Genomic DNA, 24,897 nt, shown 5'->3' on the forward strand with positions numbered 1-24,897 from the left:
GAGGCCACCATACCCGTTTACAAAGCGAACAGGAAAGTCAATGAAATCAACGGTCTACCCAGACCACCCCCGCGCCAGTGCTAGCTTTGCGTACCGTCACTTATTGCACTGAAAACGAGGAGACCCCGCTATCGCGCGCGGCTCTTTTGGACTCCGCAGGCTTCGCCTCAGCGGGCATGGTGGCGTGCTTGACCGCCGCCAATCGAGATCGGGGGGGTAGCCCGGGGAAAGACCCTTGCCCCTGGCGTGGGCGTTGGCCGCGCGGACTCGCCCAGCGCATAGCCCTGCGCCGAAGCGATCCGCCGAACCACGCTTTCCAGTCCCTGCAACTCCTTCAGTTCCTCGCCGGTGTGCGCGCGGCCGGCGCGCATGCCGACCACCTGCCGCGTCTGCGCCGCCAGTGCCTCCCGCTCACCGCGCACCCGAACCGGCCTCTCGCCGCGCCATCGCGCGCTGGTACTGCTCCGACAGCTTCGAGGCCAGCACGTAGCACGCGAAAGACGTGAGCGGCATCACGACGAAGCAGATGAACCGCGATTCGCTGCGCTGCATTAGCAGTCCGCCTAAGGTGGCGATGCCGGCGCTAAACGACAACAGCCGCAGCACGGCCACGCACAGGACGATGGGCAGTCGAAGCCAGCCGAGTAGCAGGTCCATACATCACCACCTTTTCCGTGCGTGGGCCGGCGTCACGGCGAAGCGCCGTGCAGCTTGCCGCGCATGCGCTCGACGTCGGCCCGCGTCAGAACCGACAACACGCACAGGCGCTGCAGCGCCGCGTCGATGCGCGTGCCGCCTGCCCCGCCGGTGAAATCCCAGGTGAACGGGCGCGAGCTGAACAGCGCGGCCACGTCCTCGATCCTCGCCTCCGAATCGGCCACCTGATCGACCAGCCGCAGCAGCAGGCGGCTGGCGGCATTGGCCGCCGCCACGCGCGCACGCTGGCCAGGATCGGCGTCCAGGGCCAGGGCCACCGCCTCGGCGGTAAGCCGGTCCAGATCCTGGCCCACCGCCGCGCGCGCCTGCCACAGCCGGCTTTCCCGCTCAAGGGCATCCATGCGGGTCCTTTCCGGGCGCCAGGACGCCAGCGCAGCGCGCATCGAGCAGTCGCGCCAGCAACTGCGCATCGTTGGCGGCATCTACCGGGTCGCGCACCAGCGCGCCGCGCAGGGCGTCCCTGAGCCAGCGGGAAGCGGCAGGGTCCCGCATCACGCGATCGATTTCTTCCATCCTTTGTCCAAGAGGTAGCGTTCGAGGCGCTTGCGCGTCTCGGCGATGAATTCCACCGGCGCCACGATCGTGGCCTCTTCCCAGCCTGGCGGCACCAGCACGGGCGCATTGCTGCGCAGTTCCTCCACCTTGTCCATCACCTTGTTGCAGGTCCGGGCCAGCGGCTGGTAGGTGAGGTTGTCGCCGCGGGCCACGACTGAGACCGCCTCGCCGTCCACCAGCACGCGCTGCACGCGCTCAATCGTGGCCGGCGCGATCCTGAAATACGACACCGCCTCTTCAAGCTCCTTCAGCGTGCAGCGCTGCGGAACACGTTTTTTCAGGGGGGTGTCGGTCATGTCGGCCTCATGGGAGATGTTGAAAACTACACCTCATTTTACACCACATAATTAACCTAAAAAAGGGGAATATGTATCGTTTATCAGAACATAAAAGGATATTAACTATCGTTTGACAATACAATGAAAGCCCAAAGGCGACACAGGCAAGAGGTTTCTCATGGCAACACCGCGCACCAAGAATCTGCTGCCCGCCCTGGCCTTGGCTCTGTGCAACATCGCCCAGGCCCAGGCAGACCAGAGCCCGGACATGGAACTGCTCACGGGCGATACCCGCCTGGCGTGCGAAGCCATCCTGTGCCTGTCCACCGGCGAGCGCCCCAGCGAGTGCCAGCCCGCCATCCGGCGCTATTTCTCCATCGTCAGGCGCACCCTCGGCAAGACACTGGGCGCGCGGCGCGACTTCCTGAACCAGTGCCCCACGGCGAAAGAGGACGGCTACACGCGCCAGTTGGTCAATGCACTGGTGGACGGCTCCGGCCGCTGCGACGCCGCCGCACTCAATGGGCGCGGCTGGATGCCCGCCGGTGGCGACAACGGGTACTACATCTCCAATGCAATGCCGGCGAGTTGCCAAGCCTACTACGACAACGCAGGCCTCGACGTGGGTTCAGTCCGCCCGATCTATGTCGGCCAGCCCGAGCGCGGCGGCCGCTGGGTTGATCCTGTGAATCAATGAAGAGACTGCCCCCACAGCTGCATCAATGCGTGCCGTGCAAATGAGGCCAGTTGGGTGATAGAGGCTTTGATACAGACGCGTGGTCGAGGCCGCTGAGAATGCCGCATTCGGCGACCGCATGCGGAGACGTGCAGCGCGCGCGCAACGCCTTCAGGTCCCTCTCCAGCACGCGGAGTTCGCGAATGCGTTGCGCTACATGGCCAATGTGCTCGTCAAGCAGTGCATTGATCTCGCCACAGTCTTGTGCAGGCGAATCGCGAAGCTCAATCAATGCGCGGATCTCGTCCAGGGTCATATCTAGCCCGCGGCACTGGCGGACGAATGCTAGCCGCTCAACATGGATTGGCAGGTAGAGGCGGTAGTTATTCTCAGCCCGCGCTGGTGGCGGAAGCAAGCCCTCTCGCTCGTAAAAGCGGATGGTTTCAACTGGCGTTCCAGTCGCTTCGGCCAGTGCTCCAATCTTCACGGGCAAATCCTACCTTTCTGTATAGAAGGCTTGACTCTACACCGACTACAGGGTTTTCAATATAGAAAAAGCAAGGATCATCCATGAAGCACTCTCACACCGATCAAGGATCTGCAGTCGCCATCAGCGACGATTGTTGCGGAACCGGGCCCTCTGAAAAGGTTCGTCTTTCCGGTACCACGGCAAAGGTACAAGGTCGAAGCTTTCGAATCCCCACGATGGACTGTGCCGCTGAGGAAGCTGAAATCCGCCGAGCCCTTGACGGCTTGCCCGGTATCCGCGGTTTGCGATTTCAGCTTGGTCAGCGAACCTTGACCATCGATGCCGATGAACCGTTGATGGCACCCGCACTGGAAGCCATCCGCAAGGCAGGGTTTGATCCACAGCAAGTTCGTGCAGCAGATTCAGGTGATGCGCACTCTGAAGGCGATGGTCACAACCACGATCCTGTCCGAGGCCAGTTGCCCAAGCTGGCTGCCGCGCTGCTCCTGGCTATCGCTGCCGAAGTTATCGGGTACTTCGCTCCGGAAACCGCAGTCTGGCGCGCCGCTGGCCTCGCCGTAGCAGGGGTCGCGATATGGCTGGCAGGTTTTGACGTCTACAAGAAGGGGTTTGCAGCCCTGCGGCATGGCCGTCTGAACATCAATGCGCTGATGACAGTCGCGGTGACGGGGGCATTCGCGATCGGCCAGTGGCCCGAGGCCGCGATGGTCATGGCCCTGTATGCGATCGCCGAGGCGATCGAAGCACGCGCGGTCGATCGCGCGCGCAATGCCATCAAGGGGCTGCTGGACATGGCGCCCGACCAGGCCTCTGTAAGGCAGGTCGATGGCAGTTGGAAGGTCGTGCCTGTTGCCGAAGTCGTCGTCGGTGCGTTGCTGCGTGTGAAGCCAGGCGAACGTGTGCCTATGGACGGCGTAGTTCGTTCTGGTCAAACAAGCATCAATCAGGCACCCGTCACCGGCGAGAGCATTCCGGTCGATAAAACCACTGGTGACTCCGTCTTTGCTGGCACGATCAACGAATCAGGCACCTTCGAATTCGAGGTGACCGCACTGGCATCGGATTCGACGCTCGCGCGCATCATCCATGCCGTCGAAGAAGCTCAGGCAACACGGGCGCCGACACAGGGCTTCGTTGACCGCTTTGCCGCGATCTACACCCCGGCAGTTTTCGTGATTGCGCTGGCAGTCGCGTTGCTCGGCCCATGGCTGCTCGGCTGGACCTGGATGCAGGCAATCTATAAGGCCCTCGTGCTGTTGGTCATCGCATGCCCGTGCGCGCTGGTCATCTCGACACCGGTAACCATCGTCAGCGGCCTTGCTGCAGCAGCCCGTCGCGGCATCCTGATCAAGGGCGGCATCTACCTTGAAGAAGCACGCAAGCTCAAGGCCATCGCGCTGGACAAAACCGGCACGATCACCGAGGGCAAGCCTCGGCTCGTGGATTGGTCCGTCATCGATGCACAGACTGAAGCAGCGGAAGCGGAGCACGTTGCCGTTGTCTTGGCCAGCCACTCCGACCACCCCGTTTCGCGTGCGATAGCCGCCGGTCTGAAACCCAGCGACGTCGAGGCAAGGGATTTCACAGCGCTGGCTGGAAGGGGCGTGCAGGCCAATGTCGGCGGCGTGACCTATGTGCTTGGCAACCACCGCCTGATAGAGGAGCGGGACCAGTGCTCACCGGAAATCGAGGAGCAGTTGAAGCGGCATGAGGAAGCGGGCCGCACCGTTACGCTGCTGGCCAGGCCGGAGAGGGTGCTTGCGTTGTTCGCTGTCGCCGACACGATCAAGCCTTCGTCGCGCGAGGCCATCGCGTCGCTGCAAACGCTGGGCATCACTCCCGTCATGCTGACTGGCGACAACCAGGCTACGGCCACGGCCGTGGCGCATGAAGCCGGCATCGCCCAAGCGCGCGGCAACTTGTTGCCCGAGGACAAGCTCGAAGCGATCAAGACTTTGCAGCGCGATCTTGGGTCTACAGCGATGACCGGCGACGGCATCAATGACGCACCTGCTCTAGCCCAGGCCGACATTGGCGTGGCCATGGGTGCGGCTGGAACCGATACGGCAATGGAAGCTGCCGACGTGGTCGTGATGAACGACGACCTACGGCGAATCGCAGAGACGGTGAAGCTGTCGCGATCAACTCACGCGGTACTGTGGCAGAACATCGTTCTGGCGCTGGGCATCAAGGCCATTTTTCTTGTGCTCGCCGTTTTCGGCAGTGCAACGATGTGGATGGCTGTTTTCGCGGACATGGGGGCAAGCATGTTGGTCGTGCTCAACGGGCTTCGACTTCTGAATGCGGTTCAAAAAACATGAATCAATCAGGCAGCACAAACCCAATGGACGTGACGCCATCCCTTGATTCAGCCAGGGTTCGCCCTCTGTGCATACGGGCGATGGCGGAAACAATCGCCAAGCCCAACCCGTGATTTCGGACTGCCTCCGTGCGCGCGGAGTCAACGCGATAAAAACGATTGAATAGATACGGCAGATGCTCGTCCGGAATGGTATTACCCTGATTCACCACTCGTAGAGCCACTTCGGCATCGTGCCTATTGATCTTCACAACAATCGTGCTCTGCGGAAGCGCATGCCGAGTTGCATTTCCGATGAGGTTGGACAGTGCACGTTGCAAGAGGCGTATATCGACAGCGCAGGCCGCATCGCCGTCAACTTGCAACTGAAGGCCAGCATCCTCTATCGCTGCCTCGTGCAGGTCCGCAACCGCATTAACTAGTCTGGCCAGGCTGTCTACACTCTCTCGGCGGGCCTCTGCCCCACGGTCAGCTTGCGACAGGAAAAGCATGTCCTGCACGATCATCGACATACGTTGCAGATCTTCGAGGTGATCCCCAAGCACGTCCCGTAGCGTCTCGACATCGCGTGCTTTGCGCAAAGCGATTTCTGTGCTTCCCATCAATGTTGCCAGAGGCGTGAACAATTCGTGCGCGACGTCGGCGTTGAACGCTTCCAGTTGCTCATAGGCCGTATGTAGGCGCTCTAGCATTCCATTGACATGAAATACAAGAGGCACCAACTCATCAGGTTGTGCAGAGCCATCCAGTTGATGATGGAGATTATCAGCTTCCAGTGCTTGAATCTGCGACGAGAGATCACGTACTGGTTCCAGGCCGATCTGAACCAATGTGTATCCGCCAATCGCTATCACCACTGCACCGGCTAGCGCAGCCGCAATCAAAGTCTGAGCGAGGCGTTTTAGGACACGATCATCTTCACTGGCGTCAAGACTCAACAGGGCTTGGATGGAGCCGTTGCTGTTCGAAATTTCGAAACGCGCATCGATCGTGCGTTTATCACTAGGTATATTTCCGCTGGCGTAAATCACACGCCCATTAGGTCCGGTCAGGGTCATTCTTACGTCCCTCCGTCCGACCATAGCGTCGTCTAGCTTGTGTGTAAGAGTGGTGAAATCAGGCCCTCCTACCTCAGCAATTAAATGACTTACTTGGATTTTTTGCTGCCTCAGCGTGTCATTTTGCCGATCTTGGAAACTAAGCGCTGTAACGGTATATACCCCCAGGCAAGTCAGAGCCAGCCCTGCCAATGTGAGAAGAGCCATCCAGCGTGCAAGCCGACGCCCCAATGATCCAGCACGCTTTTTCTTCACGATTCTCGCTCTTCTAAGACATAGCCCATTCCACGGACTGTGTGCAATAGTGGTTGCTTAAAAGGTAGATCAAGTTTGTTACGCAGCCGACGCACTGCAACATCAATGACATTCGTACCATGATCAAAGTTCACGTCCCAAACTTGTTCTGCAATTTCAGTGCGAGACAGCACCTCTCCTTTGCGGCGCAATAGAAGTGACAGCAATTGAAACTCTTTGGCCGACAAGTCGATACGCTGCCCGGCCCGAGTCGCACGTCGCCTTCCCAAGTCAACTTGCAGGTCTGCAAGTGTGAGCACAAGTGCGTCAGGAACAGGCGTGTTTCCGGCCGCGCGACGAAGAAGCACTTCAATGCGAGCCACCAGCTCGGAAAAGGCAAAAGGCTTGACAAGGTAGTCGTCTGCTCCAGTTTTTAGTCCTCGTACCCGATCTTCGATCCGATGGCGGGCTGTCAACATGATCACTGGTGTTTGCTTGCTCTGCCTCAGTGCAGCCAGCAGGCCGAAGCCATCAATCCCCGGAAGCATTGTGTCGAGGACGATCAGGTCATAGTTGCCATGCGAAGCCATATGAAGACCGTCTATGCCATTCGCAGCCACATCAATCACGTAGCCCTCTTCAGCAAGCCCTTTGCGAAGGTAGTCCGCGATCTTGGCTTCATCTTCCACGATAAGAAGCTTCATGAGGTGTGCCGATCCTTACCCGGCTTCTCGCTACCTGTCCAAATTGTCATCTTCACGTTTTGCTCCCGTTCGGTGCGGATTTCTACATTGTGTGCATGCCCTCGGGCATGTAGGTATTTTCGATCACACACTGCAAAGGATCTCGCAATGAAATTCACCCATCTTGTCGCACTGCATGCTGTTGTCCTGGCAACGGCGCTGCCCATGGCGGCACAGGCCGATTCGATGTACCATCCTGCTTCCAATGAGCAGGGCTACACCGAACACCCTGATCACTTCAAGAGCACCAAAACCCGTGCTCAAGTGATGGCCGAGGTCGAGGCAGCTCGCAAAGATGGTTCGCTCGCGTTGCTGCAACGCGGCATCCCGCTGCCCATCAAGAGTACCGAGGCGCCGAAAACACGTCAGCAGGTGATGGATGAGATGCGCAACGAATCGCCGGAATCGCGCCGCGCGCGCCAGGAGCTTTATTCTGGCGGTTGATCTAGATGCTTGACCCTCTCGGGCCGCCTCGGCGTCAATGCTCCCGCCCGCGCTCGCCGATTCCTGGCGGCATGGCTCAACGCCCCGCGCCGCGCCTGGTTGCCGGCTGCGTCTGGTTCTGGGCGGGCAGCGCGCCCGCTCGGGTCTTTCGGGCCGCGTCGGCGGCCGCCTGCTGCGGCGGCTGCGTCTTGCCCCGGGCATAGGGTGTGGCCGTAGCCGGCTGCGGGCCGGCCGCGTCCGCGCGGCGCACTTGGCCGAGCGTCTGCCACGCCTCCCCCTGCCCGCTGCCGGCCTGACTGCGTCGCGCCGAGGCCTGCGCCGGGGAATGCGCGCGGTGCACCAGATCATCGAACGTCAGACGCCGAGCCGCGTGGCCCAGCGACTCGGCCAGTTCGGCGCGCATCGCGCGGCGCTTGCTCTCCACCATCTCCTCCGCCGGTGACTTCGGCGCGGGCCGTCTCGTTGCCATGCTCATGCTCCTTGGGGTGTTGGGTATGGGCGAAGCCCATGGCGGCGTCCGGCCGCGTGAGTGCCCGGCGCACGGGGCGCGGCGCCCATCCGCGCCGGCGTCCCACCCTGGGCGCTGCGGTAGCCGCCCGGCAGCGGGTTCGCGGCGTTCGCACGGCGCGGCCGCCCGAGCGCGTGGCGCGGCCCGGGCCTGCGCGCGCCGGGCCCTCGCGCCCTGCCGACTGTCTGAAGCAGCGCCTTCGTCATGCCAGCAGCGTCGATGCGTACATCGGGTCGTAGTAGATGGCCGAGCAGTAGCGGTCGGCGCCGGGCTTGAAAACGATCTGCACCACCACGTTCACCAGGCTGTGCAGCAGCGTCAGCGTCTCGTCCATCGCCAGCCCCCGGCCTTCCGGCGAAGCCTTGATGAGCAGGGCTAGACGCACGAACGCCTCGCGCGGGCTGTTCGCGTGGGTGGTCGTCATGCCGCCCGGGTGCCCCGAGTTCAGGACGCTCTGGATGTAGTAGTAGGTCTCGTCGCCGCGCAATTCGGCCAGCAGCACGCGCTTGGGCGTCTTGCGCATGGCCGCCTGCAGCATGTCCTTGGCCGAGCCGCCCGCCGTGGTGCTGGTGCCCTCCCGACGGTAGAACAGTGCCTGGCAGTGCGGGTGGTTTGGCAGGGGCATCTCTGGCGTGTCTTCCACGGTCAGGATGCGTTCCTCGGCGGGGATGAGTTCGACCAGCCCGCGAATGAACGAGGTCTTGCCGCTGCCTGTCGCGCCCGACACGAGGATGTTCTGGTACTCCAGCACGGCCGTCTTGAGGAATTCGGGCCAGCGCCCGGCCTGGGCCAGTTCCCACAGCCGCAGTTGCTCGGGCAGCAGCTGCCGCCCCGCCCTGGCGCGCTGCTCGTCGGTCATGTTCATGTTGAACATATGGACCGTGTTGGCGAAATACCCCTGCTCGATGAATTGCTCCAGCGTGAAGGCGGCCACGCTGTGCTTGCGCAGGTTGACGTAGATGTGGTTGTTGAGCGTGGCCGGTGGCCCGGTCATCTCCAGGCGCGTGCCGTCAGGCAGCGCCGTGGACAAGGTGACGTTGGACGCATTGAAGGGCTTGCGCGAACGGTTGGCCACCAGCTGGCCCAGCTGCTCGATCACGTCGCGCGTGAGCGCGGGATCGAGGTGTGCGTGCCAGTAGCCGCCCTCCCACAGCGCCACCTCGCCCGGGCGGTTGATCGCCACCTCCTGCACGCCCGGACGCTCCAGCCAGCGGCTGAAATATCGCTCGATGTGGATCTCCAGAGGCGAGCGGCCGGTGCGCCCGCCCCAGCCGCCGTCGAGGTCGGCAAGGGACTCGCGCTGCGCGCCGGCGCCCGCTGCGGGCGGTGCCGCCGTGGCGGCGGCCGAAGGCCGGGGATCGGCCGGCACCGAGGGCGTGCGTGGCTCCGCCAGGTCGTGAACTGGATCGCGGAACATCGTCAACTCCTTGGGTTGCGCGTAAGTTCGTAGACTTGGGAAAAGTCCACGTCGCGGGCGATGTAGATCTTGATGATTTCGCCCTGGTTCTTGTAGAGCGTGGGCTGGATGTCCTCGCCTTGCGACAGCATGGATTCCACGACACGATCGGCGGTCGAGCGCGTGCGGTCCAAGTTCCGCAGCGCCCCGCCCTGGTTGTTGTAGTAGACCGTGTTGTTGTCGCCGTTGGCAGCGGCATTGCGCGCGTCACGCTCCTGGCTGCGCAACTCCTCGCGCCGCATGACGTAGTCCATGCCGTCCGAGAACAGCGAGTACAGCATCGCGCCGCCGAAGCGCTCGAAAAAATGCTGATCGACCTGCCCACTCATGCCACTGCGGCCGAGCGCGTCGGTGCTGGGCGAGTTCAGGGTGACCTCCACGAAGTTGGGCGTGATGGCGCGGCTCCAGACCGCGAACATGCGCTTCTTGCCGCGCGCCATGCCCGCGCTGTACTCGCCTTCGAACGTCGTGCCGGCCTCCATCAACACCACCTTGCCGTCCATCGAGTAGACCGGCCGCGACAGGATGCACTTGAGAAAGCCCGGCTGGTCGGTGCTGATGGCCGTCAGCAGCGTGCAGTCCGGAAGTGTGCCCTTGGCCAGAGTGAACGAGGGGTTGCGGTTGACCGTGGCCAGTGTCCTGGCCGTGGCGGTGGACAGCAGCGCGCCGCCCAAGCCGGTGTCGCCCGAGAGATTGGGCGCGCGGGCGCGTGCGCTGGCCGCGCCGCCGGGTGGCGGCTTGCCGCCGCCCACGCCGATCTCCGACTCGAAGCGGCGCTTTTGCAGGATCTCCTCCTCGGTCGGCCCCTTGGGCGGCTCGGGCGCCGCCTGTGCCTGCGCTTCGGGCTTGGTCTCGGGACAGGCCATGCCCTCGGGCAGCTTGAGGCCCCCGGCGCATTCGATGAAGCGCAGTTCCGCCTTGGGCGGCTCGGCCAGGGAGACGTTGAAGTCGGGCGTGGAATCGGGGCGCTTCTGCTCTTCGAGTTGGGCAACGGGCTTTTTCTCGCCCGAGAAAAAGCCCGCCAGCTTGAGCGCGCCGTAGGCGAGCACGCACACGGCCAGCAGCGCGATGCCGGCAATCACGATCTTCTGCCCCGGCGACTTCGGCGGCCGCCGGTCCACGAATTCGCCGCGCTCCTGCTCTGGCTTCGGCGCTGCGGGATCGGTGTAGTCGGAGCGTGCGTTCATCGGGACTCCTCGCTGTTGACGGAGCGGTTGACCTTGTCGCTGGCCGTGCCGGTCGGGCTCTGCTGCACGGCGGCGGCGGGCGACTTGTTGGTGATGCCCGACACCAGATTGCCGCGCCGCAGCAGGATGCGCGAGGCGACTTGGTGGATCACCATCGTGTCGCCCTCCACATGGAAGTCGGCGATGGCCTCGGTGCCGTCCGACTCGATGACGAAGGCGGCAGGCATGGCGTTGGCCGCGCTGAAGGTCATGTAGGTCTGGCGGCCGTTGTCGAACATGGACGCGGGCTGCAACTCCTGCGCCCCTGCGATCCAGTAGTCCGAATTCAGGCGGCCCTCGTAGCGGCTGTTGCGCAGGTCGTCGGCGATGCGCTTCTGCTCCGCGCGCGCCTGGGCAGCACGACGCCCCTCCGGCGTGCTGTCGTCGTCCTCGGAGTCACGCACCCGCATCCAGTAGGCCACCGTGCGGCTCTTGCGGCCGGTGCTCTGCAACGTGAACAGGTAGTTGCGCCGCGCCGTGAACACCGTGAGGTTCGTGTCCGGCTTGATGCCGGCCGGCTTCATCGAGATGAGGTTGTTCTTGAACTTGACGTGCCAGGCCTGCCGGTCGCCCATGCCGAAGTCATCGATGGTGTCCTGCGCCGGCAGTTCGATAGTGGTCAGGACCCCCTCGGCGATGTTCACGCGGATCACTTCGTCGGGGTGGTAGTCCACGATCTGCACGCGGCCATCCAGCTTCGAGGAACGGGCGCCCATTTCGGCGTGCGCCACCGTGCCGATCCATGCCGACAGGACGGCGGCCACAAGGAAGGTTGTCGGTTTCATGGTCATGGTCGGCGCGGGTTGGCGGTGGCAGGCGGGGCGGTGGAAGCCGCCGGCGGCGGCGCCTGGCCGGCCCCGTTCGTGCCGATGCTGGACAAGGCGGAAGGCGCACCAGCGGCGGCGCCCGCAGGCGCAGGCGCGGGCTGCGCGCCCGCACCCGCGACAGAGGCCGCAGCCGCAGCTGCGGCCGCCTGCGAGGCCTGCAGCTGCTGCTGGGCGCGCACGGCGGCCAGCGCCGCATCGGTTTCGCGGCGGAAGTCCTCCATCACCTGGTTCAATTCCTGATTCGGCGTCCCCGGCGCATTGACCACCACCGGGTTGCCCACTTGGTCGCGCCGGTAGGTCTCGGTGCAGAAGCCGAAGGGGTTGAGATAGAAGTTCAGCTGGTTGCTGGGGATGTTGGTGGGGTCGTAGCGCACCCCCAGCGTGGCGACGTAGCGGTACTTGAGCGGCGGAGTCGTGCCGCGCGAGACGGTTTTCTCAAACTGCACCTGGGCGGTCTTAGTGTCCTCGTCCAGCGACTGCAAGAAGGTAACCGACTGCACGGTGATGCGGTCCGAGTCCTGATTGGTCAGCATCAGCACCGGGCTCTTCTTGTTGAGTTGGGGGTTGATGTAGTTGTCCCACTCGGCCCGCTGCGTGCCGCAACTCATGAGGTAGACCATCTTGTAGTTTTCCTCGGCCTCGCCGCGCGTAAAGCCCTCGCGCGCCTTGATGTAGCGGGCCACGTCGGAAATCACGATCTTCTCGTTGCGGGACTCCCCCACGTCCAGCTTCTCGCCGGCGGGCTTGACGTCATAGGCGCCCGTGGCGTTCTCCACACGGATGATGATGGGCACGAACTCCTTGAGCGGCAGCAGCGTGGTGACGGCCACGCCCATGATGGCCGCGAAGACCACGGCGCCGATGCCCAGCGCCTTGTACCGCTTGAGGGACAGGCGCTCGGCGTTCCTGCTGTCGGCATCCCAGCTGGCCGCCGCCTGGAAATACCGCTCCTGCGCTTGTTCATTCGAGTCGTTCATACCCGTTCCTCATTCAATCGACCGCGGGCTTTTGAATCGGCTGCGCGTTGATGGGCCGCTCCGGTCCATCGGGCCAGCCAGGCGGCGGCTTGTAGGTGCTGCAGGCCGAAAGCGCGGCCAGCAGTGTCAGAACCAAACATCTACGCATCAGATCCACCTTCATGGTTTGGCCGGCGCGCTCTTGGCCCCGCCCCTGGAGCGCAATGCACCGCGCATGTAATAGATCAGGCTGGATGCGCCCTGCCCGACCGCACCGCCGGCGCCGGAAGTCATGGACGAGGCGATCGTGCTGAGCTGCAGGAACATGAAGGCCATGATCAGCGTGAGCAAAACGACGGGCATGAAAAGAACGATCACATTGCCGGCCTTGGCCATGTCGCCGCCCATGAACTGATTGCGGATGGCGTCCGCGATGGTTCCGGCGACGCCCGCTCCGCTGTTGGCCGCCACGCCGGCCAGCGCATTGATGTAGGCGTCCAGAAAATTGAAGAAGAGATTCATGAACAGGAAGCACAGCACGTAATAGAAAACGAAGAAGAGCGCCGTGTTCAGCCACGAGAAAAACTTGTCGCGGGTGTGCTGGAGAACGAGCAGGAAGACGAAGAACGGCCCGACCGCCAGAACCAGGGTCAGGCCCAGCTTGGCGTAGACCAGGCCGCAGAAAATGACCACCATCATGATGACGGCGGCGATGATCATGATCAGCAGCACGATGGCCAGCAGGATGGCCGCGCCCCAGGCCAGGGACTTGACGTAATCGACCAGCAGGTTGAAGCCGCCGGTGGCCAGGCCGATGAACTTCTCCTCGAACAGCGCCAGCGCCTGAATCGGCGTGGTCGCGCTGCCCCGGCCCACGGCGGAAACCAGTTCCTCGGGCAGCTTGTAGAGAGGATCGGCGATCCACGCCGTGTAGCCGCTGCCCATCGCGTACAGCACCAGCATGAAGGCGATGAACGGGACAAAGAGGTCCAGCACCGGCATGGACGTTTTGCCCGTCATGGTGAGATAGCACCACACCAGCAGCAGAACGGCCAGCACGATCCAGGCAATCGGAATCACATAGCTCGAAATACCCGACGAAGCGCTGGCATACAGCCCGGTGATGGCGCCATCGAACTTCAGGTAGACGTTGTCAAGAACTCCAGTTGCCATGGTCCAGGCCCCTTAGAATTTTGGCGCCTGTGGCATGCTGCGAAGCGATTCGGATTGAAGCTGGTTGTACAGCTTCTCGATCTTCGAATATTTCTCGCACCATTTGCCCTTCGTCTTCATTTCCTCCTTGGCGCACTCGCGTTTGATTTCCAGATATTCCTTGGCATAGGCCGCGCCGGCGAAATCGGCCTTCTTGTAGGCCTGGGCCACCTTGAGGTCGTCCAGGGCGTAGAGGTTTTCAAGCCGAAGTCTTTCGGCCTTCTCGTCTGCGGACTCGCAGCCGCACAGCGCGAGCACTAGCAGCATCCAGGCGATTCGAGGGAAGCGACGCATCACATTCCCTCAGAAATTGGGCCGGCTGAAGTTCGCCATGCCCGCGGAGAAACCGTTGTAGACGCGCTCGGTTTTCAGCTGCCGCTCGGACTCCTCCATCTTGGCGATGGTTGAGAGCTTGATCTGCTCGTTCTGCAGCCGCGCGTTCTCCACGTTGATGCGTGCCTGGATCTCGGCGATGACCTTCTGATCCGACGAGCTGTTGATGGTGCGGACGAACTCCTGCAGATTGGTGATGTTCTCCGCCGCCTTTTTGTAGGCCAGGTCGCCGAAGTCCTTGTTCATGGCGGCATTGCGCCACTGCCGCTCGCATTCCTGGCGCAACACTGGGTCCTTGTTGAGTTCGGCGCAGGATTTGTACTGGTAGGCCTTCACGATGTCGGCCACCCGGCCGCTGATGCCGTTCCAGTTGCCGTTTCCTCTGCGGATCGACTCGGCGACTGCCCAGTAGTCCTGGGGCAGGAACTGGCGGATGAGGTCATCGCGCAGGATGTTGCCCATGCCGCGCCCGTCCTTGAGGGAGTCCCAAATCCCCTTGGTCTGTTCGAGCTCGGTTTTCATCCGCTCCAGCTGAACCACCCACTTCGCAATCTGCTCCATGTTGTTCATCTTGGCGGTGGCGATATGCGCTCCGTCGATCACCGGAATACCGCCGGCATAAACGGAAGAGGACACAGCCAGCGCAGCGGCCATGCCGAACATCCTCAAATTGATTTTCTTGAGCCTGACCATGCTGTTTCTCCTTTGAAAAATCTAGATCCTTCTTTCATAGAAGCGCGGCAACCAATCGCGGGGATTGGGTCCGAATTCCCGGATGCATTCGCGGCAGATCATCACGTTGTCGGTGCTGGCCGAAAGCACCGACAGCATGTTGTCCATCCCGGTCAGGTTCATCTTTGCCATGATGGATTCGTTGCCTTTTTTCACCAGCACCGATCCGTCGCTTGCGCTGCTGGTGCGCACCAGTTCGAATTCGCGCGGCGTCAACCCGAGCTTGTCGATATAGACCTCCGCCCTGGCCTTGCTGTTGGGCAGAATGAACGAGGTCGGAAACTGATTCAGGAACTCCTGGCCCAAGTGGCTCTCGGCCACGTCCTCAGCGTTTTGCGCATCCAGCCCGAGAATCCCATCCTGCTTGCGGATGGTTCTGGATTTGTCATCGATGAACTGGCCCATCAGCGGATCGGCCAGCAGCGCCCAGGCCTCGGCCATGTCGATCACGTGCGGCGTGCCGGCCGCGCTGCGCAGAATCTTCTCGGTGATCAGGCGCATCAGCGGGGTCTTGGCGTACCCGAGCTTGAGCACCGCCGTCGTATCGAAGCCGTAGGCGCTGCTGTCGTTCAGGTTGAGGCGATCCACCGGGCTGTCGAGCACCCAGCCGTAGGGACTGGCACGCGGATCGTCCTCGTTGTGGCACCAGCGCGTGAGCAACTGGTGCAGGCTGTATTCCGTCTCGTGCGAGGGCAGGTAATGGATGATGCTGCCAAACCGGCGATCCGCCTTCGGCAGGTCGAAGACCGATGAAATGGCCTTCTTGAGGTCAATGGCCTCGCTGGGCTTCAGTTCATAGCGCGTGTCGTATTGCGCCGCCCACTTGGCAACGTCGTAGATCATTTCCCGGGTTTCCTCGGTGTCGTCCCACTGGAAAAAGTTGATGCCCGATGGAACGCCCGGCTCCAGAATGAAGTACTGCGCGCCCATGGCCCGCATCACGATTTCCTCCCCATAGTCCTTGTCCAGGGTGAAAATCTTGACCGGCCGGTTGTCCCGGCTCTCGCGCCGCTTCAAGGCCGCGCGCATTGCCACCTTCAGGGTTGTCTTGCCCGCGCCCGTGCCGCCGATGATGTAGTAGTTGCCCACCTCTTTTCTCTGCCGCTTCTGCGCGGGCACGGCAGGATCGTCCTCGTCGTCCATGTTGAGTTGGATGCCCTGCTCGGCCATCCGGTCGCGGCTGACGTGCAGGTTGAGGAAATAGGGGTTGCGCGATTCGGTCGAGAGAACGAGTATGGGCTTGCCCCACTGGCTTCCTTTTCTGTTTCCGGTGGGATAGTTGTGCAGCGGGAAGAACTTCGCCATGTTCAGCGAACTGATCGGCATGGCGCGCACCCGGCCGTGCTTGAATGCACCCGGGAAAATCGACCAGAAGGTGGCAATCAGCGCCCCGCCGTTCTGGCGTGAGATCTGAATGCTTTTCTCGTTCATCAACGTGATGGCGTCGTTGACGTGGTGGTTCAACTCCTTCAGGCTGGAGCCGTAGATCACCAGAATCCATTCGTGCTCCATCATCTTGAACTTGTTGGCCTGCAGATTCGTCAGCGCCGCTTTGATGTCGGCGATCTGGATCTCGTTGCTGGCCGTGCTCTCGATCCGGTTCTGCTGCGCCTTGAGCATCCGTTCCGCGGCGTCTCGCGGAATGGCGGTGAAGGACTGGCTCAGCACGAACTCGAAATCGGCCGTCAGCAGCTTCTCGTGGACCTTTGCGTCGATGGACTCGCAGGTGTACGGCGCAGTCATGGCCATCACGGCCGCATAGGTGGTCGAGGCGCCGTTGACGATCCTGACCGTCTCCTCTCCGAAGTCCAGCGTGGCGAGCGGCAGGCTGCGCGATAGATTGGCGGGCCGCAGCTGCACCTGGCTGTGCCGGTGGTTCAGCAGCCAGGCATAGAACTCGCCAATCTCGGTATGCAGGCCGCCGTCCCTGGAGTAGGACTGCAGCTGCCGCGTGTGGTAGCGCTTGAGCGCGGCCTGCAGCACGGCGACACTGCGCTGCGCCGCCTCCTTGGCCTGCTCGTGCAGTTCCCTGTAGTCCTCGCTTTTCTTGGACGCGAAGCGCAGGCCGAAACGGTCGGCCTGGGTGCCGGCCAGGCGGTACACCGGAGACAGGTAGAGGCGGTTGGTGAAGAAGTCCTTGCCTTCGAGGGACTGGTTGTACGCCTTGACGAAATCTGCGCTGAATTCGTTGTCGTACTCGTTGTGGGTGAGTACGTCCTTTTGCCGCGTGCGGACGATATGCGTCCACAGGGCATGGTTCGGGCTGGCCAGCGCGGTATGGATGGCGGAGAGCCAGGTGCGGTTCAGCCCGTCGATCTCCGCATTGGTCATGGTGTCGAACGAGATTCCATGCACCTGCAGCGTCGCCGTGTAATCGCCAGCTTCGGTCACGACAATGGTCTGGCTGATCTGCTGGCTGTAGGGCAGCTGGGAAGCGTCGCTGACTTCCTTGGCATCCACTCGGTCATTGAGCATGCTTGCGCCTCTTGGTTTTCAGCTGGGGGCCAAGCTCCGCCCTCAATTCCCGTCGCGTGGCATGCGGGGTGAATGTCACCACGTTCTTTCCCCGCAAGCCCTTGTTCCTGGCGAAATACCTGTACTTGATATTGCAGACAAGGTTCTCCACCCACCATTGATCGCTGGCCGTTTTCAGCATCAGCAGCAAGTGAATGGGGAGCACGAACAAGAGCGCCCAAAACTGAAAGAATCGGAAGAAGACCAGCAGGGCGACGCACTCCACGGCAAACACCGTCAAGGGCACATAGAACTGCATCGCCTTGGTTTGCGGCCCCTGGTACACGAGGACCCTTTCCAAGGGTTCATCGACGTGCTTGTTGCTTCCCCCGGCCATGGTTCACAGGTTCCCGATGCTGCCGTTGCCGCCCACGGCTTCCTTGATGAACTGCACGATGGCCACCGAGGCGAAGGCGATGGCCGTGCCCGCGAGCACTTGGAAGAAGAGCCGCTTGGGATCGTGGGCGCCGAGGAAGTTGCCCGCCGCCCAGTTGATGCCTGTGACCAGCACGCAGATGGCTCCGACTACGCCGATGACGGCGTACAGGGCATTGAAGATGGAAACGCCCGTCTGCTTGAGCGTTTGGGCCTCGGCCGGATGGAACAGCAAGGCAGCCAGGATTCCGATCAGAAGAATGCCCTTGAGCAGCATAATTTTCGTCAGCGTGTTTTCACTCGTTTGCAAGATATGGGAATTCATGTTGGTTCCTGTTGAGTCAATGAAAAGGCAAAGCATCAAAATCCCTGGGTAACCTCCTGCGCCTGGAAAATGTCAGGGGATTCACCATCGCGCAGCGAATTGGGATTGGACGCAATGGCGGCGGGCAGCGCCGGCGGCGCGTTTGCGCCAGAAATGTCGATCTGAACGGACCGGGCAAGTTGGTTAAATCGCGGATCGGTGCTTGCCGGCGTGCTTCTGGCGGCTTTGGAAGTCCGTACCCACGCCTGCTGGGCCTGCATATACGTGAATATCTTTTCAGCGTATTTATCGCTGACCTTTCTATGCACGCCGCCCGAGTTGTAGCCGCGAAGCGCGGCCCAAACCGCATCGACCCCGCTGTAACCCTCTTTAATTGCCTTGCCGTAATATTCAAAAAGGATGGTCTGTCCCATCCTTAAATTGCTGCAGGGGTCGAATGCCTGTTCCCAGGTCATTCCCCGGCCGGTGACATTGCTGATATGAATCTGCGCCAAACCCACGCTGAATTTGGCTCCCGCCGCCTGAAGTTGCTTTACAGTCTTGACCGCTTCATCCAGTGTTTGCGGCTGGGCAATTGCGCGCTGGCCGGCATCAGGCCCAATGGCATACGGGTTCCACGCCGATTCGGTGCGGACCAGGGCCTGCATCAACACCGGGGATACTTGGGGAGCGCACTGCGCGAGATCAGGCGGCAAGTCAATCACTTACATCTCCGGTCATGGAAGGAATGCACAATCCGACAGATTGGGCGCACCGTGTAACGAAATACAATACAAATCGCACTAATTGTATTGTTCAACGATACATAAGCTTATCATAAATTTTGTTTGACACAACACAGGGACAGCGCATGCCTGCTCAAGAGGACAGCCAGACACAAGGGACCGGATCGGCGCCATCGGCTGCCGAGATCGTTCGCGCGCTTCTGGCGCGCCACAAGGTGGACCGCCGCCACTACGTGACGGCGGTAATCGAGGTTCTGGGCTTATCGCGCGCAGCCGCCCACCACCGGGTCACCGGAACGTCAGCATGGACCTGGGATGACTTGGCTCGCATGGGCGAGCACTACGGCGAGTCCATGTTGAGCATGATCCGCGGCGTGATGGGCAAGACCTTCGCTGCGCAATTGGTAAACGACAAGCACAAGGCGCCTGTGATGGTTCGCCTGGGTGACGGCCCGCCCGATCGCGGCGATATGTGGGCGGCGTTCAACACCGATGGCGGCCTGCTCGTGATGACGGTCGATAAGGTGCCTTTCTCCTTCGAAGCGATCAAGGTCATCGAACTGGTTCACGGCCAGGACGGGCAGACACCGCTTCGCGTGGCCGTGTTGGACGACGTTGCCGACACGGCCGCTAGCCTTGCCGACATGCTGGCCGACGAGGGATGCACCAGCAAGGCCTATACGTCACCGCGCGCGCTGCTGGCCGACCTAGAGTCTGGCCACGAGTACGACGCCTTTGTTCTGGACTGGTGGCTTGGCAAGGACACGGCGGAAACCGTCCTTGCTGAACTGCGCCGCATCTCCAGGCAAGCGCGCATCGTGCTGCTGACTGGGGAAATGGGCGCCGGGGGAAAGGCCGACAGCAGCGCCGTCGAGCAGGCGCAGAAGCGCTACCACTTCTTCGTCTGCCAGAAACCGATCACAGCCGGCGTTCTGATGGCGAACCTGACGCTGGGCGTGTGAGGCCGGCAAGCAGCGACTTGATGCGGATGGGCTTGTCGAGCAGCTTGTCAAAGGGCGAGCGAATCGGCGAGGGTCCATGATGCAGGGCGCTCATGCCGTACAGCAGGCACCGGGGATTTGCCATGGAACTGCCGCGCCTGAAGTCACGCGCGAGTTCGTCGCCGCGCCGGCCCGGCATGTTCACATCGATAAGGGCCAGATCGTAGTAATTGACGGCCATCATGTTCGCGGCGATCGCCGGCGACGGTGCGATGTCGGCCTCGATGCCTAGCACTTGGCATTCACTGTGCAGCGAAGCCAGCAGTTCGAGGTTGTCATCCACCAAGAGCCAGCGCTGCTTCGATTCGGCTGGTGAAGGCCGCGGGTCGTCCGTCTGCAGCAGTGCCGGAATGGTCAGCCTGAAGCAAGTGCCCTCCTCACTACTGTCGTAGGTCAGCTGCCCGGACAGGTACTCAGCGAGCGAGTAGGCGATCTTGAGGCCGATGCCGGCGCCATCGCCGCCCTGCAAGACGCCATAGCGCTTGAACGGTTGGATCTCCAGTGGCGCGAACCCCGAAGGCATGCCGGGTCCGGTGTCCCGCACAGTGAACACCAGCTGATGTTCATTGACATCGGCCAGCGACAGTTCCACTGCCCCGTGCTCGGTGTACTTGATGGCGTTGCTGGTGAGATTGCCCAGGATCTGCGTCAGGCGGCCGCTGTCGGCTGTAGCGAAGATGGGTTCTATGGGCGCATGGATAGATAGCCGCAACCCCTTCTCGTAGGCGTTTTGTGATTCCAGATCCAGCACTTCCTCTAGCAGGTCCTGAACGCAAAACACGTCCGGGCGGAACTCCAGCGCGCCAGCCTCGGAGCGTGCCAGAGTCAGCAGGTCGTTGATCTGAAATTTCATGCTCAGAGTCGCCCGCTGGATGCGCGCCAGTAGACGGTTGCGCCTGTGCGGATCAAGCGGACTGAGCAGAGATTCGGCGGATGAGGAAATGGTCTGCAAGGGCGACTTCAGTTCATGCGACACCATCCCCATGAACTCATTCTTCTCGGCCACTGAGACTTCGAGCAGCTTCTTCTGGTGGGCCAGCTGAAGGTTGCGTTCGGCCAATTCGTCGCGGCTCCGGGCAAGTTCGCAGTTCTTGCGATACAAACCCAAATTGTAATAGGTATAAATTATTACTGCTAATCCGCCCATGATTGCCAAGCTTGCAATCAGCTGGTTTATTGTTTTGTTACGAGCTTCGGCAGCTTCGAAAGAAGCGTCGCTACTTGCTAGTTGCATCTGCCAGACGCTGGCTGATATATCGGAAACCATGTGACCAATACGATCCAAACGTTCCAGTAATTGGAGCGCTTCGCCCTTAGTCATTTCGCTACCATAGCTGTCATGGATAGCACGAACATCATGCTCCAAGGCACTCAACTCAGGAAAGTGCAAGGCAAAATCGTGATTTGTCATCAGCGTAGTACGCGATGGTGATTCACGAGTTAGCAAACGTATTTTGGAAAGAAAAACAGATAAGCTGTTTTCTGACTGCGCCTGAACAAAGACATCTCCGTCCTCCATCCTCGCAAGGTCAGCCTTTAAACGCCAAAAACTTGTCTCGAACTGACTCACCGACCAATATGGTTCTTCGATAATTTTTTCAGGCGGCTTACTAGTAATAAAGTAGTAGAAGAAGAGAAGGAATGCCACGAGTAAAGAGAAGCGCAACACCCAAAACCATATACGTCTCATAAAATATCTATCCGACACACCTGCCAAGCCATTTTGTTGAGACCTGCAGGCCTCCTCAACTCTTTATAATCATCATAGGGGTACATGACAAACATTGGCCCCCAATCATCCAGTTTCAGCCGTTTGTCATCAAGGCTTGTCGCCAAGATAACGCCATACTTTGCTAAATCAGAAAATGGAATATCGACTTTGAAATGATCCCAGGTGTATACAGTCAGTTTTTGCACGCTACCTCTGCCGGCCAAGCCAACGACATCGTTCAAATACGGCCCCTTGTAGGAGCCCTTTTTTGCCCAATTGGTGGACGTAACGATGACCCGCTGCGGCAGCGCTGATAGTTGCGCTTCTGTGACCGCTATAGTTTTACTGCCGACCTTCAAAGACAGAAATACAAGCGGATCGCAGTTGTGTGCGTGCGCTGAGAAACCTATTGCCAAAGCCGCTGCCAATGTCATTTCGCGCCACGAGCTTGTCATTGGAGACTCCCGATCGGGCAATCCGCGCTGGATCACCGCTACCTCATCTTAGTGTTCTTCCTAAAGCCACGCTGCGATTTGCTTGCGCCGGCTGTGGATTAGGGTTACGCCGTTGCAAATCATTCGACAAGTTTCTCAAGCGACTAATAGAGATCTGGCGATGTTTCTGCTCGGCGATATGCGCCTCGCTGTGCGCCGTTCTCAACTCCAGCGCCGCGAACTTCTTCGGCACCCGCGCCACGGCGCCGCGCAACTCGGCGGCCCGGTCCGTGTAGAGCTTCAGTTCGTAGCGTGGCCGCGAGATGGCCACGTAGAACGCGGCCCGGTTGGTGGTTAGCGAGCGTGTGTTGGCCTCGATCAGCACGCGGTTGGAAGTCAGGCCCTGAGAGGAATGGATCGTGGTGGCGTAGCCGTGCTGCAGGTTCATGGGACGCTGCGCCGGGATGGCCACGATGGTGCCGCGCTCCGTCTTGACGGTAACGGCCTCGGCGCTCACAGCCTGCACCCGCACCCGGTCGCCGTTGAGCAGGCCGAGCTGCTTGTCGCTCTTGGTGATCTTGAGCAGATCGCCGGGCGCGATCTCGATGTCGTACTTCTTGTGCAGCGTGGCCGAGAAGTGCTGGGCGGGCTTGACCGTGACGTTCTGGCCGTCGCTGCCGCGCAGCACCACTTGATCGCCTTCCACGCCCACCACTGCGTAGTCCACGCCGCGCTGGATGTTCTGCCCCTCGCGGTGATAGCTCACCACCAGATCCGGGGCGTAGGTGGCCGGCTGCTTGAGTTGGGCGCGCGTGGCGTCCACGTTCTCCAGCACGGTGTACTTGAGGCCTCCCTCCAGGCGCATGCGTTTGCGCACCATCTCGTTGATGCTGTGGCGCGCCTCGTTGGTGCCGGCCACGATCAGGGTCGCCTCGCGTTCCTGGGGGGACAGCGCGGTGAAGTCGGAGGCAATGGCCTGATAGCGATCCTGCTCTTCCGGCACCTCGCGGATGCTGCCCAGCAGCCGCGTGACGGCCTTGTTGGTCTGGTCGTTCGCGGCATTGAGCACGGCGGCCTTGATTTCCGGATTGCGCTGCCGCTGGATTTCTCGCAGCTGAGCCTGCAGCATGCCGGCGTCCTGCAGCTGCGCAAAGGGCTTGCCGGCCTCCACCGCGCCCGTCTGCTTGCGGTCGCCCAGCATGACCATGCGCGCGCCGGCCTTCTCCACGATCCGCATCGCCTGGGCCAGCTGATGAGCGGGCACGACGCCGGCCTCGTCCAAGAGCACGACCGATTTCTCGCTCAAGGCCGCCTGCGCCTTCCGGCTGGCCAGGAAGCTGGCCAGCGTGTTGGACTCCACGCCTAGTTCGCGCAGGGCCGCCACCTGGGTGCCGTAGGGCGCCAGGCCCACCACGTCGAATCCGGCGGCCAGGGATTGCTGGGTCGCGTCTTGGGTGATTTCGTTGATGGTGCGCTCCAGCATATGGCTTTTGCCGGTGCCGGCATAGCCCTGCACCGCCACGAAGCGGTTCGTGGTGCCGAGGATCATTTCCACCGCCTCGCGCTGGCCCTGGTTCAGGTCGCTCGCGGCCAGCCGCGCCGCCAGGCCCTCGTCGCTCAGGATCGGCTGCAGGGCGCCGCGCCCGTCGCGCTCGATGGCAAGGATGCTGCGCTCGATGGCCTGGGCCTGCGGCGTCGTATAACGCGCTTCGGCCAGCACCAGCGCCCCTTTCTGGATGGCACGGTCCACCTCGATGGTGGCCTGTTCCTCATTCAGCCCGCGCGCGTGCATCGTGGCCCCGATCCATGTCGTGCGCGTGAGCTTGGCGGTCTCGGGCACGTCCATGAAATGCGAGGCCTGCTTGTCGTCCTCGTTCTTCTTGGCCTGGTTGAGCGAGCGTGCCGTCTGGTACAGCGGCAACTCGCGCACCAGGCGGCCGTCGTTCTCGGCCGCTTCCACCTCGGCCATGACGGCGCTGATGGTGGATGTGGTCGCAGCCTTGGACATGGACAGTTCAACCAGTTCTTTGCGCGTGAATAGCCCTTGACGCTCGCTCAGGTGCTCGACTGCGAAGTTCAGGGCCGCGGCCGCCCCCTCCTTCATCGCCGGGTCGGCACGCAGGCGGGCCACGTCCGGCGCCGTGCTGTTTTCCTTGGCGGCCAGCAGCGCATCCATGCTGAGGCCTGCTGCTCGTGCGCTCTCGATCCACTCCTCGCGCAGCAAGGTGCGATCCACTTCCGACTTCTTGTCGCGCGTCATCAAGGTCACGGACTGTGCCAGTGCGGTGTTGGCCGTGTCGCGGTTCACGCCGCGAGCCTCGAAGGCCTCCTCGATCTGCCGGGCCCGGGTGCTGTAGTGCTGGATCAACTCGTCGGAAATGTGGGCCAGTTCCCAGTAGCCTTTCTGCGTCTCCCTCAGCCCATAGCCGCTCGCCCGCAGTTCCTCGGCCAGCGCCGTGCGGTAGTAGGCGCCCAGGGCCTTGATGCTGTGCTGGATGTCCTCGTTGCTCATCGCGCGCCATTGGCCGTCCGGGCGCTTGGTGAGGTTGGCGACGATCACGTGGGTGTGCAGCTGCGGGTCCTGGGCGCGCGACAACTCGTGCCGGAACGCAGCCGCGACGATCACGCCGGTGCGCACGCGGTAGCTCTGCCCCTGCTCCTTGATGCGCGCGTGGGCCAGCTTCTCCAGTTGCTGCACGGCGCGCTTGACGGCCCGATCGTGCGCAGCCGTGACGCCGGCATCGCCAGCGATCAGCGCCTGTAGGCTGACGCTCTTGGGCGCGGAAAACGTGTAGTCCATGCCCTTGCGGTCATCCGAGCGCAGGTCGGAGAAGCGCACGCGCACGCCGTTGGGCAGCTTGCCGTCCAGAATGTCCTTGAAGCTCTCTCGATCCACCTGCAGCTGCTGCGTGAGCCCAAGCTCCTCGGCTCCCTTGCCGAGCCATTCGCCACGGTGGCCCTCTTTTTCGTAGTAGTCGTCTGCCGACTCGAAATAGTGCGCAGCCTGCTTGCTGGAAGTGACGGCTTGGAAGCTCAGCATGGGACGC

The 24,897-nt window shown here is 61.7% G+C and carries 27 protein-coding genes; 4 read left to right on the forward strand and 23 right to left on the reverse strand.

What is annotated here, in order from left to right; genetic code table 11:
* Positions 1–411 precede the first annotated feature (411 nt).
* Genes ACX12L_RS21430 through ACX12L_RS21445 form a run of 4 tightly spaced genes read right to left on the reverse strand, consistent with a single transcriptional unit; the run spans position 412 to position 1,568 of the window.
* Complete coding sequence (locus ACX12L_RS21430; RefSeq protein ID WP_231698540.1) at positions 412–657, reverse strand: hypothetical protein; 246 nt, start codon at positions 655–657, stop codon at positions 412–414.
* A gap of 32 nt (positions 658–689) precedes the next feature.
* Positions 690–1,058, reverse strand: a complete 369-nt coding sequence (locus ACX12L_RS21435) for a hypothetical protein (protein WP_231698541.1) — start codon at positions 1,056–1,058, stop codon at positions 690–692.
* Positions 1,045–1,209 (reverse strand): hypothetical protein, encoded by a 165-nt coding sequence (locus ACX12L_RS21440; protein ID WP_459264419.1) that lies wholly within the window; start codon positions 1,207–1,209, stop codon positions 1,045–1,047. The genes ACX12L_RS21435 and ACX12L_RS21440 overlap by 14 nt, the downstream gene beginning before the upstream one ends.
* Positions 1,209–1,568 carry a transcriptional regulator KorA gene (locus ACX12L_RS21445; protein ID WP_231698543.1) on the reverse strand — a complete coding sequence of 120 codons (360 nt, stop codon included), beginning with the start codon at positions 1,566–1,568 and terminating at the stop codon, positions 1,209–1,211. Before ACX12L_RS21445 ends, ACX12L_RS21440 begins: the two co-directional genes overlap by 1 nt.
* Before the next feature lie 160 nt (positions 1,569–1,728).
* On the opposite strand from ACX12L_RS21445, the gene ACX12L_RS21450 reads away from it, so the two are divergent.
* Complete coding sequence (locus ACX12L_RS21450) at positions 1,729–2,247, forward strand: TrbM/KikA/MpfK family conjugal transfer protein (protein WP_231698544.1); 519 nt, start codon at positions 1,729–1,731, stop codon at positions 2,245–2,247.
* 22 nt (positions 2,248–2,269) lie between these two features.
* Here the strand turns inward: ACX12L_RS21450 and cadR are convergent, their stop codons facing one another.
* Positions 2,270–2,713 carry a Cd(II)/Pb(II)-responsive transcriptional regulator gene (gene cadR, locus ACX12L_RS21455; protein ID WP_231698575.1) on the reverse strand — a complete coding sequence of 148 codons (444 nt, stop codon included), beginning with the start codon at positions 2,711–2,713 and terminating at the stop codon, positions 2,270–2,272.
* Positions 2,714–2,796: 83 nt separating this feature from the next.
* Between cadR and ACX12L_RS21460 the strand changes: the two genes are divergently transcribed.
* The gene (locus ACX12L_RS21460; protein WP_231698545.1) at positions 2,797–5,037 is read left to right on the forward strand and encodes a heavy metal translocating P-type ATPase; all 2,241 of its coding nucleotides are present in this window, start codon (positions 2,797–2,799) and stop codon (positions 5,035–5,037) included.
* Between the two features lies 1 nt (position 5,038).
* On the opposite strand, the gene ACX12L_RS21465 is transcribed toward ACX12L_RS21460, so the two are convergent.
* On the reverse strand, positions 5,039–6,349 hold the full coding sequence (locus ACX12L_RS21465; RefSeq protein WP_263462732.1) for a heavy metal sensor histidine kinase: 1,311 nt from the start codon (positions 6,347–6,349) through the stop codon (positions 5,039–5,041).
* Positions 6,346–7,032, reverse strand: coding sequence for a heavy metal response regulator transcription factor (locus ACX12L_RS21470; RefSeq protein WP_231698546.1), 687 nt, complete (start codon positions 7,030–7,032; stop codon positions 6,346–6,348). Before ACX12L_RS21470 ends, ACX12L_RS21465 begins: the two co-directional genes overlap by 4 nt.
* Before the next feature lie 147 nt (positions 7,033–7,179).
* Here ACX12L_RS21470 and ACX12L_RS21475 point away from each other — a divergent pair, with 147 nt between their 5' ends.
* Entirely contained in the window at positions 7,180–7,515 is a 336-nt protein-coding gene (locus ACX12L_RS21475; protein ID WP_231698547.1) for a DUF4148 domain-containing protein, read from the forward strand.
* A gap of 76 nt (positions 7,516–7,591) precedes the next feature.
* Here the strand turns inward: ACX12L_RS21475 and ACX12L_RS21480 are convergent, their stop codons facing one another.
* From ACX12L_RS21480 to ACX12L_RS21540, 13 genes are all read right to left on the reverse strand, one after another.
* Positions 7,592–7,984 (reverse strand): hypothetical protein, encoded by a 393-nt coding sequence (locus tag ACX12L_RS21480; protein ID WP_231698548.1) that lies wholly within the window; start codon positions 7,982–7,984, stop codon positions 7,592–7,594.
* Between the two features lie 241 nt (positions 7,985–8,225).
* Positions 8,226–9,440 carry a P-type DNA transfer ATPase VirB11 gene (gene virB11, locus ACX12L_RS21485; RefSeq protein ID WP_231698549.1) on the reverse strand — a complete coding sequence of 405 codons (1,215 nt, stop codon included), beginning with the start codon at positions 9,438–9,440 and terminating at the stop codon, positions 8,226–8,228.
* Between the two features lie 2 nt (positions 9,441–9,442).
* The gene (gene virB10 / locus ACX12L_RS21490; RefSeq protein WP_231698550.1) at positions 9,443–10,666 is read right to left on the reverse strand and encodes a type IV secretion system protein VirB10; all 1,224 of its coding nucleotides are present in this window, start codon (positions 10,664–10,666) and stop codon (positions 9,443–9,445) included.
* A complete protein-coding gene (locus ACX12L_RS21495; RefSeq protein WP_231698551.1) occupies positions 10,663–11,490 on the reverse strand; it encodes a TrbG/VirB9 family P-type conjugative transfer protein in 828 nt (275 codons plus the stop codon). The genes virB10 and ACX12L_RS21495 overlap by 4 nt, the downstream gene beginning before the upstream one ends.
* A 2-nt stretch (positions 11,491–11,492) precedes the next feature.
* Positions 11,493–12,509: a VirB8 family type IV secretion system protein gene (locus ACX12L_RS21500; protein WP_231698552.1), complete on the reverse strand. Its 1,017-nt coding sequence runs from the start codon at positions 12,507–12,509 to the stop codon at positions 11,493–11,495.
* A 13-nt stretch (positions 12,510–12,522) separates the two neighbouring features.
* The gene (locus ACX12L_RS21505; protein ID WP_231698553.1) at positions 12,523–12,672 is read right to left on the reverse strand and encodes a hypothetical protein; all 150 of its coding nucleotides are present in this window, start codon (positions 12,670–12,672) and stop codon (positions 12,523–12,525) included.
* On the reverse strand, positions 12,669–13,661 hold the full coding sequence (locus tag ACX12L_RS21510) for a type IV secretion system protein (RefSeq protein ID WP_231698554.1): 993 nt from the start codon (positions 13,659–13,661) through the stop codon (positions 12,669–12,671). The genes ACX12L_RS21505 and ACX12L_RS21510 overlap by 4 nt, the downstream gene beginning before the upstream one ends.
* Before the next feature lie 12 nt (positions 13,662–13,673).
* Positions 13,674–13,967 carry a hypothetical protein gene (locus tag ACX12L_RS21515; RefSeq protein WP_059401013.1) on the reverse strand — a complete coding sequence of 98 codons (294 nt, stop codon included), beginning with the start codon at positions 13,965–13,967 and terminating at the stop codon, positions 13,674–13,676.
* 36 nt (positions 13,968–14,003) lie between these two features.
* Positions 14,004–14,687, reverse strand: a complete 684-nt coding sequence (gene virB5, locus ACX12L_RS21520) for a P-type DNA transfer protein VirB5 (protein WP_459264420.1) — start codon at positions 14,685–14,687, stop codon at positions 14,004–14,006.
* 60 nt (positions 14,688–14,747) lie between these two features.
* Positions 14,748–17,240 (reverse strand): VirB4 family type IV secretion system protein, encoded by a 2,493-nt coding sequence (locus ACX12L_RS21525; RefSeq protein WP_263462731.1) that lies wholly within the window; start codon positions 17,238–17,240, stop codon positions 14,748–14,750.
* Entirely contained in the window at positions 17,230–17,616 is a 387-nt protein-coding gene (locus tag ACX12L_RS21530; RefSeq protein WP_231698557.1) for a VirB3 family type IV secretion system protein, read from the reverse strand. Before ACX12L_RS21530 ends, ACX12L_RS21525 begins: the two co-directional genes overlap by 11 nt.
* Before the next feature lie 3 nt (positions 17,617–17,619).
* Positions 17,620–17,931: a TrbC/VirB2 family protein gene (locus ACX12L_RS21535; protein WP_459264421.1), complete on the reverse strand. Its 312-nt coding sequence runs from the start codon at positions 17,929–17,931 to the stop codon at positions 17,620–17,622.
* Positions 17,932–18,014: 83 nt separating this feature from the next.
* Positions 18,015–18,683 carry a lytic transglycosylase domain-containing protein gene (locus tag ACX12L_RS21540; protein ID WP_231698559.1) on the reverse strand — a complete coding sequence of 223 codons (669 nt, stop codon included), beginning with the start codon at positions 18,681–18,683 and terminating at the stop codon, positions 18,015–18,017.
* Between the two features lie 146 nt (positions 18,684–18,829).
* On the opposite strand from ACX12L_RS21540, the gene ACX12L_RS21545 reads away from it, so the two are divergent.
* Positions 18,830–19,666, forward strand: a complete 837-nt coding sequence (locus ACX12L_RS21545; RefSeq protein WP_263462730.1) for a helix-turn-helix domain-containing protein — start codon at positions 18,830–18,832, stop codon at positions 19,664–19,666.
* Here the strand turns inward: ACX12L_RS21545 and ACX12L_RS21550 are convergent.
* From ACX12L_RS21550 to mobF, 3 genes are read right to left on the reverse strand one after another with little or no spacing between them, the layout of a single operon-like run.
* Positions 19,623–21,395 carry a hybrid sensor histidine kinase/response regulator gene (locus ACX12L_RS21550; RefSeq protein WP_231698561.1) on the reverse strand — a complete coding sequence of 591 codons (1,773 nt, stop codon included), beginning with the start codon at positions 21,393–21,395 and terminating at the stop codon, positions 19,623–19,625. The genes ACX12L_RS21545 and ACX12L_RS21550 overlap by 44 nt on opposite strands.
* The gene (locus ACX12L_RS21555; protein WP_231698562.1) at positions 21,392–21,871 is read right to left on the reverse strand and encodes a putative pterin-binding protein; all 480 of its coding nucleotides are present in this window, start codon (positions 21,869–21,871) and stop codon (positions 21,392–21,394) included. Before ACX12L_RS21555 ends, ACX12L_RS21550 begins: the two co-directional genes overlap by 4 nt.
* Positions 21,872–21,914: 43 nt before the next feature.
* Positions 21,915–24,890: a MobF family relaxase gene (mobF, locus tag ACX12L_RS21560; protein ID WP_231698563.1), complete on the reverse strand. Its 2,976-nt coding sequence runs from the start codon at positions 24,888–24,890 to the stop codon at positions 21,915–21,917.
* Positions 24,891–24,897: the final 7 nt, after the last annotated feature.

The organism is Alicycliphilus sp. T452 (genome assembly GCF_054512775.1).

What these genes read in the sequence shown, in the direction of transcription:
- ACX12L_RS21430 (WP_231698540.1), bottom strand. Translation starts at nt 657, where the DNA reads ATGGACCTGCTACTCGGCTGGCTTCGACTGCCCATCGTCCTGTGCGTG.
- ACX12L_RS21435 (WP_231698541.1), bottom strand. Translation starts at nt 1,058, where the DNA reads ATGGATGCCCTTGAGCGGGAAAGCCGGCTGTGGCAGGCGCGCGCGGCG.
- ACX12L_RS21440 (WP_459264419.1), bottom strand. Translation starts at nt 1,209, where the DNA reads ATGCGGGACCCTGCCGCTTCCCGCTGGCTCAGGGACGCCCTGCGCGGC.
- ACX12L_RS21445 (WP_231698543.1), bottom strand. Translation starts at nt 1,568, where the DNA reads ATGACCGACACCCCCCTGAAAAAACGTGTTCCGCAGCGCTGCACGCTG.
- ACX12L_RS21450 (WP_231698544.1), top strand. Translation starts at nt 1,729, where the DNA reads ATGGCAACACCGCGCACCAAGAATCTGCTGCCCGCCCTGGCCTTGGCT.
- ACX12L_RS21460 (WP_231698545.1), top strand. Translation starts at nt 2,797, where the DNA reads ATGAAGCACTCTCACACCGATCAAGGATCTGCAGTCGCCATCAGCGAC.
- ACX12L_RS21470 (WP_231698546.1), bottom strand. Translation starts at nt 7,032, where the DNA reads ATGAAGCTTCTTATCGTGGAAGATGAAGCCAAGATCGCGGACTACCTT.
- ACX12L_RS21475 (WP_231698547.1), top strand. Translation starts at nt 7,180, where the DNA reads ATGAAATTCACCCATCTTGTCGCACTGCATGCTGTTGTCCTGGCAACG.
- ACX12L_RS21480 (WP_231698548.1), bottom strand. Translation starts at nt 7,984, where the DNA reads ATGGCAACGAGACGGCCCGCGCCGAAGTCACCGGCGGAGGAGATGGTG.
- virB11 (WP_231698549.1), bottom strand. Translation starts at nt 9,440, where the DNA reads ATGTTCCGCGATCCAGTTCACGACCTGGCGGAGCCACGCACGCCCTCG.
- virB10 (WP_231698550.1), bottom strand. Translation starts at nt 10,666, where the DNA reads ATGAACGCACGCTCCGACTACACCGATCCCGCAGCGCCGAAGCCAGAG.
- ACX12L_RS21495 (WP_231698551.1), bottom strand. Translation starts at nt 11,490, where the DNA reads ATGAAACCGACAACCTTCCTTGTGGCCGCCGTCCTGTCGGCATGGATC.
- ACX12L_RS21500 (WP_231698552.1), bottom strand. Translation starts at nt 12,509, where the DNA reads ATGAACGACTCGAATGAACAAGCGCAGGAGCGGTATTTCCAGGCGGCG.
- ACX12L_RS21505 (WP_231698553.1), bottom strand. Translation starts at nt 12,672, where the DNA reads ATGAAGGTGGATCTGATGCGTAGATGTTTGGTTCTGACACTGCTGGCC.
- ACX12L_RS21510 (WP_231698554.1), bottom strand. Translation starts at nt 13,661, where the DNA reads ATGGCAACTGGAGTTCTTGACAACGTCTACCTGAAGTTCGATGGCGCC.
- ACX12L_RS21515 (WP_059401013.1), bottom strand. Translation starts at nt 13,967, where the DNA reads ATGCTGCTAGTGCTCGCGCTGTGCGGCTGCGAGTCCGCAGACGAGAAG.
- virB5 (WP_459264420.1), bottom strand. Translation starts at nt 14,687, where the DNA reads ATGGCCGCTGCGCTGGCTGTGTCCTCTTCCGTTTATGCCGGCGGTATT.
- ACX12L_RS21525 (WP_263462731.1), bottom strand. Translation starts at nt 17,240, where the DNA reads ATGCTCAATGACCGAGTGGATGCCAAGGAAGTCAGCGACGCTTCCCAG.
- ACX12L_RS21530 (WP_231698557.1), bottom strand. Translation starts at nt 17,616, where the DNA reads ATGGCCGGGGGAAGCAACAAGCACGTCGATGAACCCTTGGAAAGGGTC.
- ACX12L_RS21535 (WP_459264421.1), bottom strand. Translation starts at nt 17,931, where the DNA reads ATGCTGCTCAAGGGCATTCTTCTGATCGGAATCCTGGCTGCCTTGCTG.
- ACX12L_RS21545 (WP_263462730.1), top strand. Translation starts at nt 18,830, where the DNA reads ATGCCTGCTCAAGAGGACAGCCAGACACAAGGGACCGGATCGGCGCCA.
- ACX12L_RS21550 (WP_231698561.1), bottom strand. Translation starts at nt 21,395, where the DNA reads ATGAGACGTATATGGTTTTGGGTGTTGCGCTTCTCTTTACTCGTGGCA.
- ACX12L_RS21555 (WP_231698562.1), bottom strand. Translation starts at nt 21,871, where the DNA reads ATGACAAGCTCGTGGCGCGAAATGACATTGGCAGCGGCTTTGGCAATA.
- mobF (WP_231698563.1), bottom strand. Translation starts at nt 24,890, where the DNA reads ATGCTGAGCTTCCAAGCCGTCACTTCCAGCAAGCAGGCTGCGCACTAT.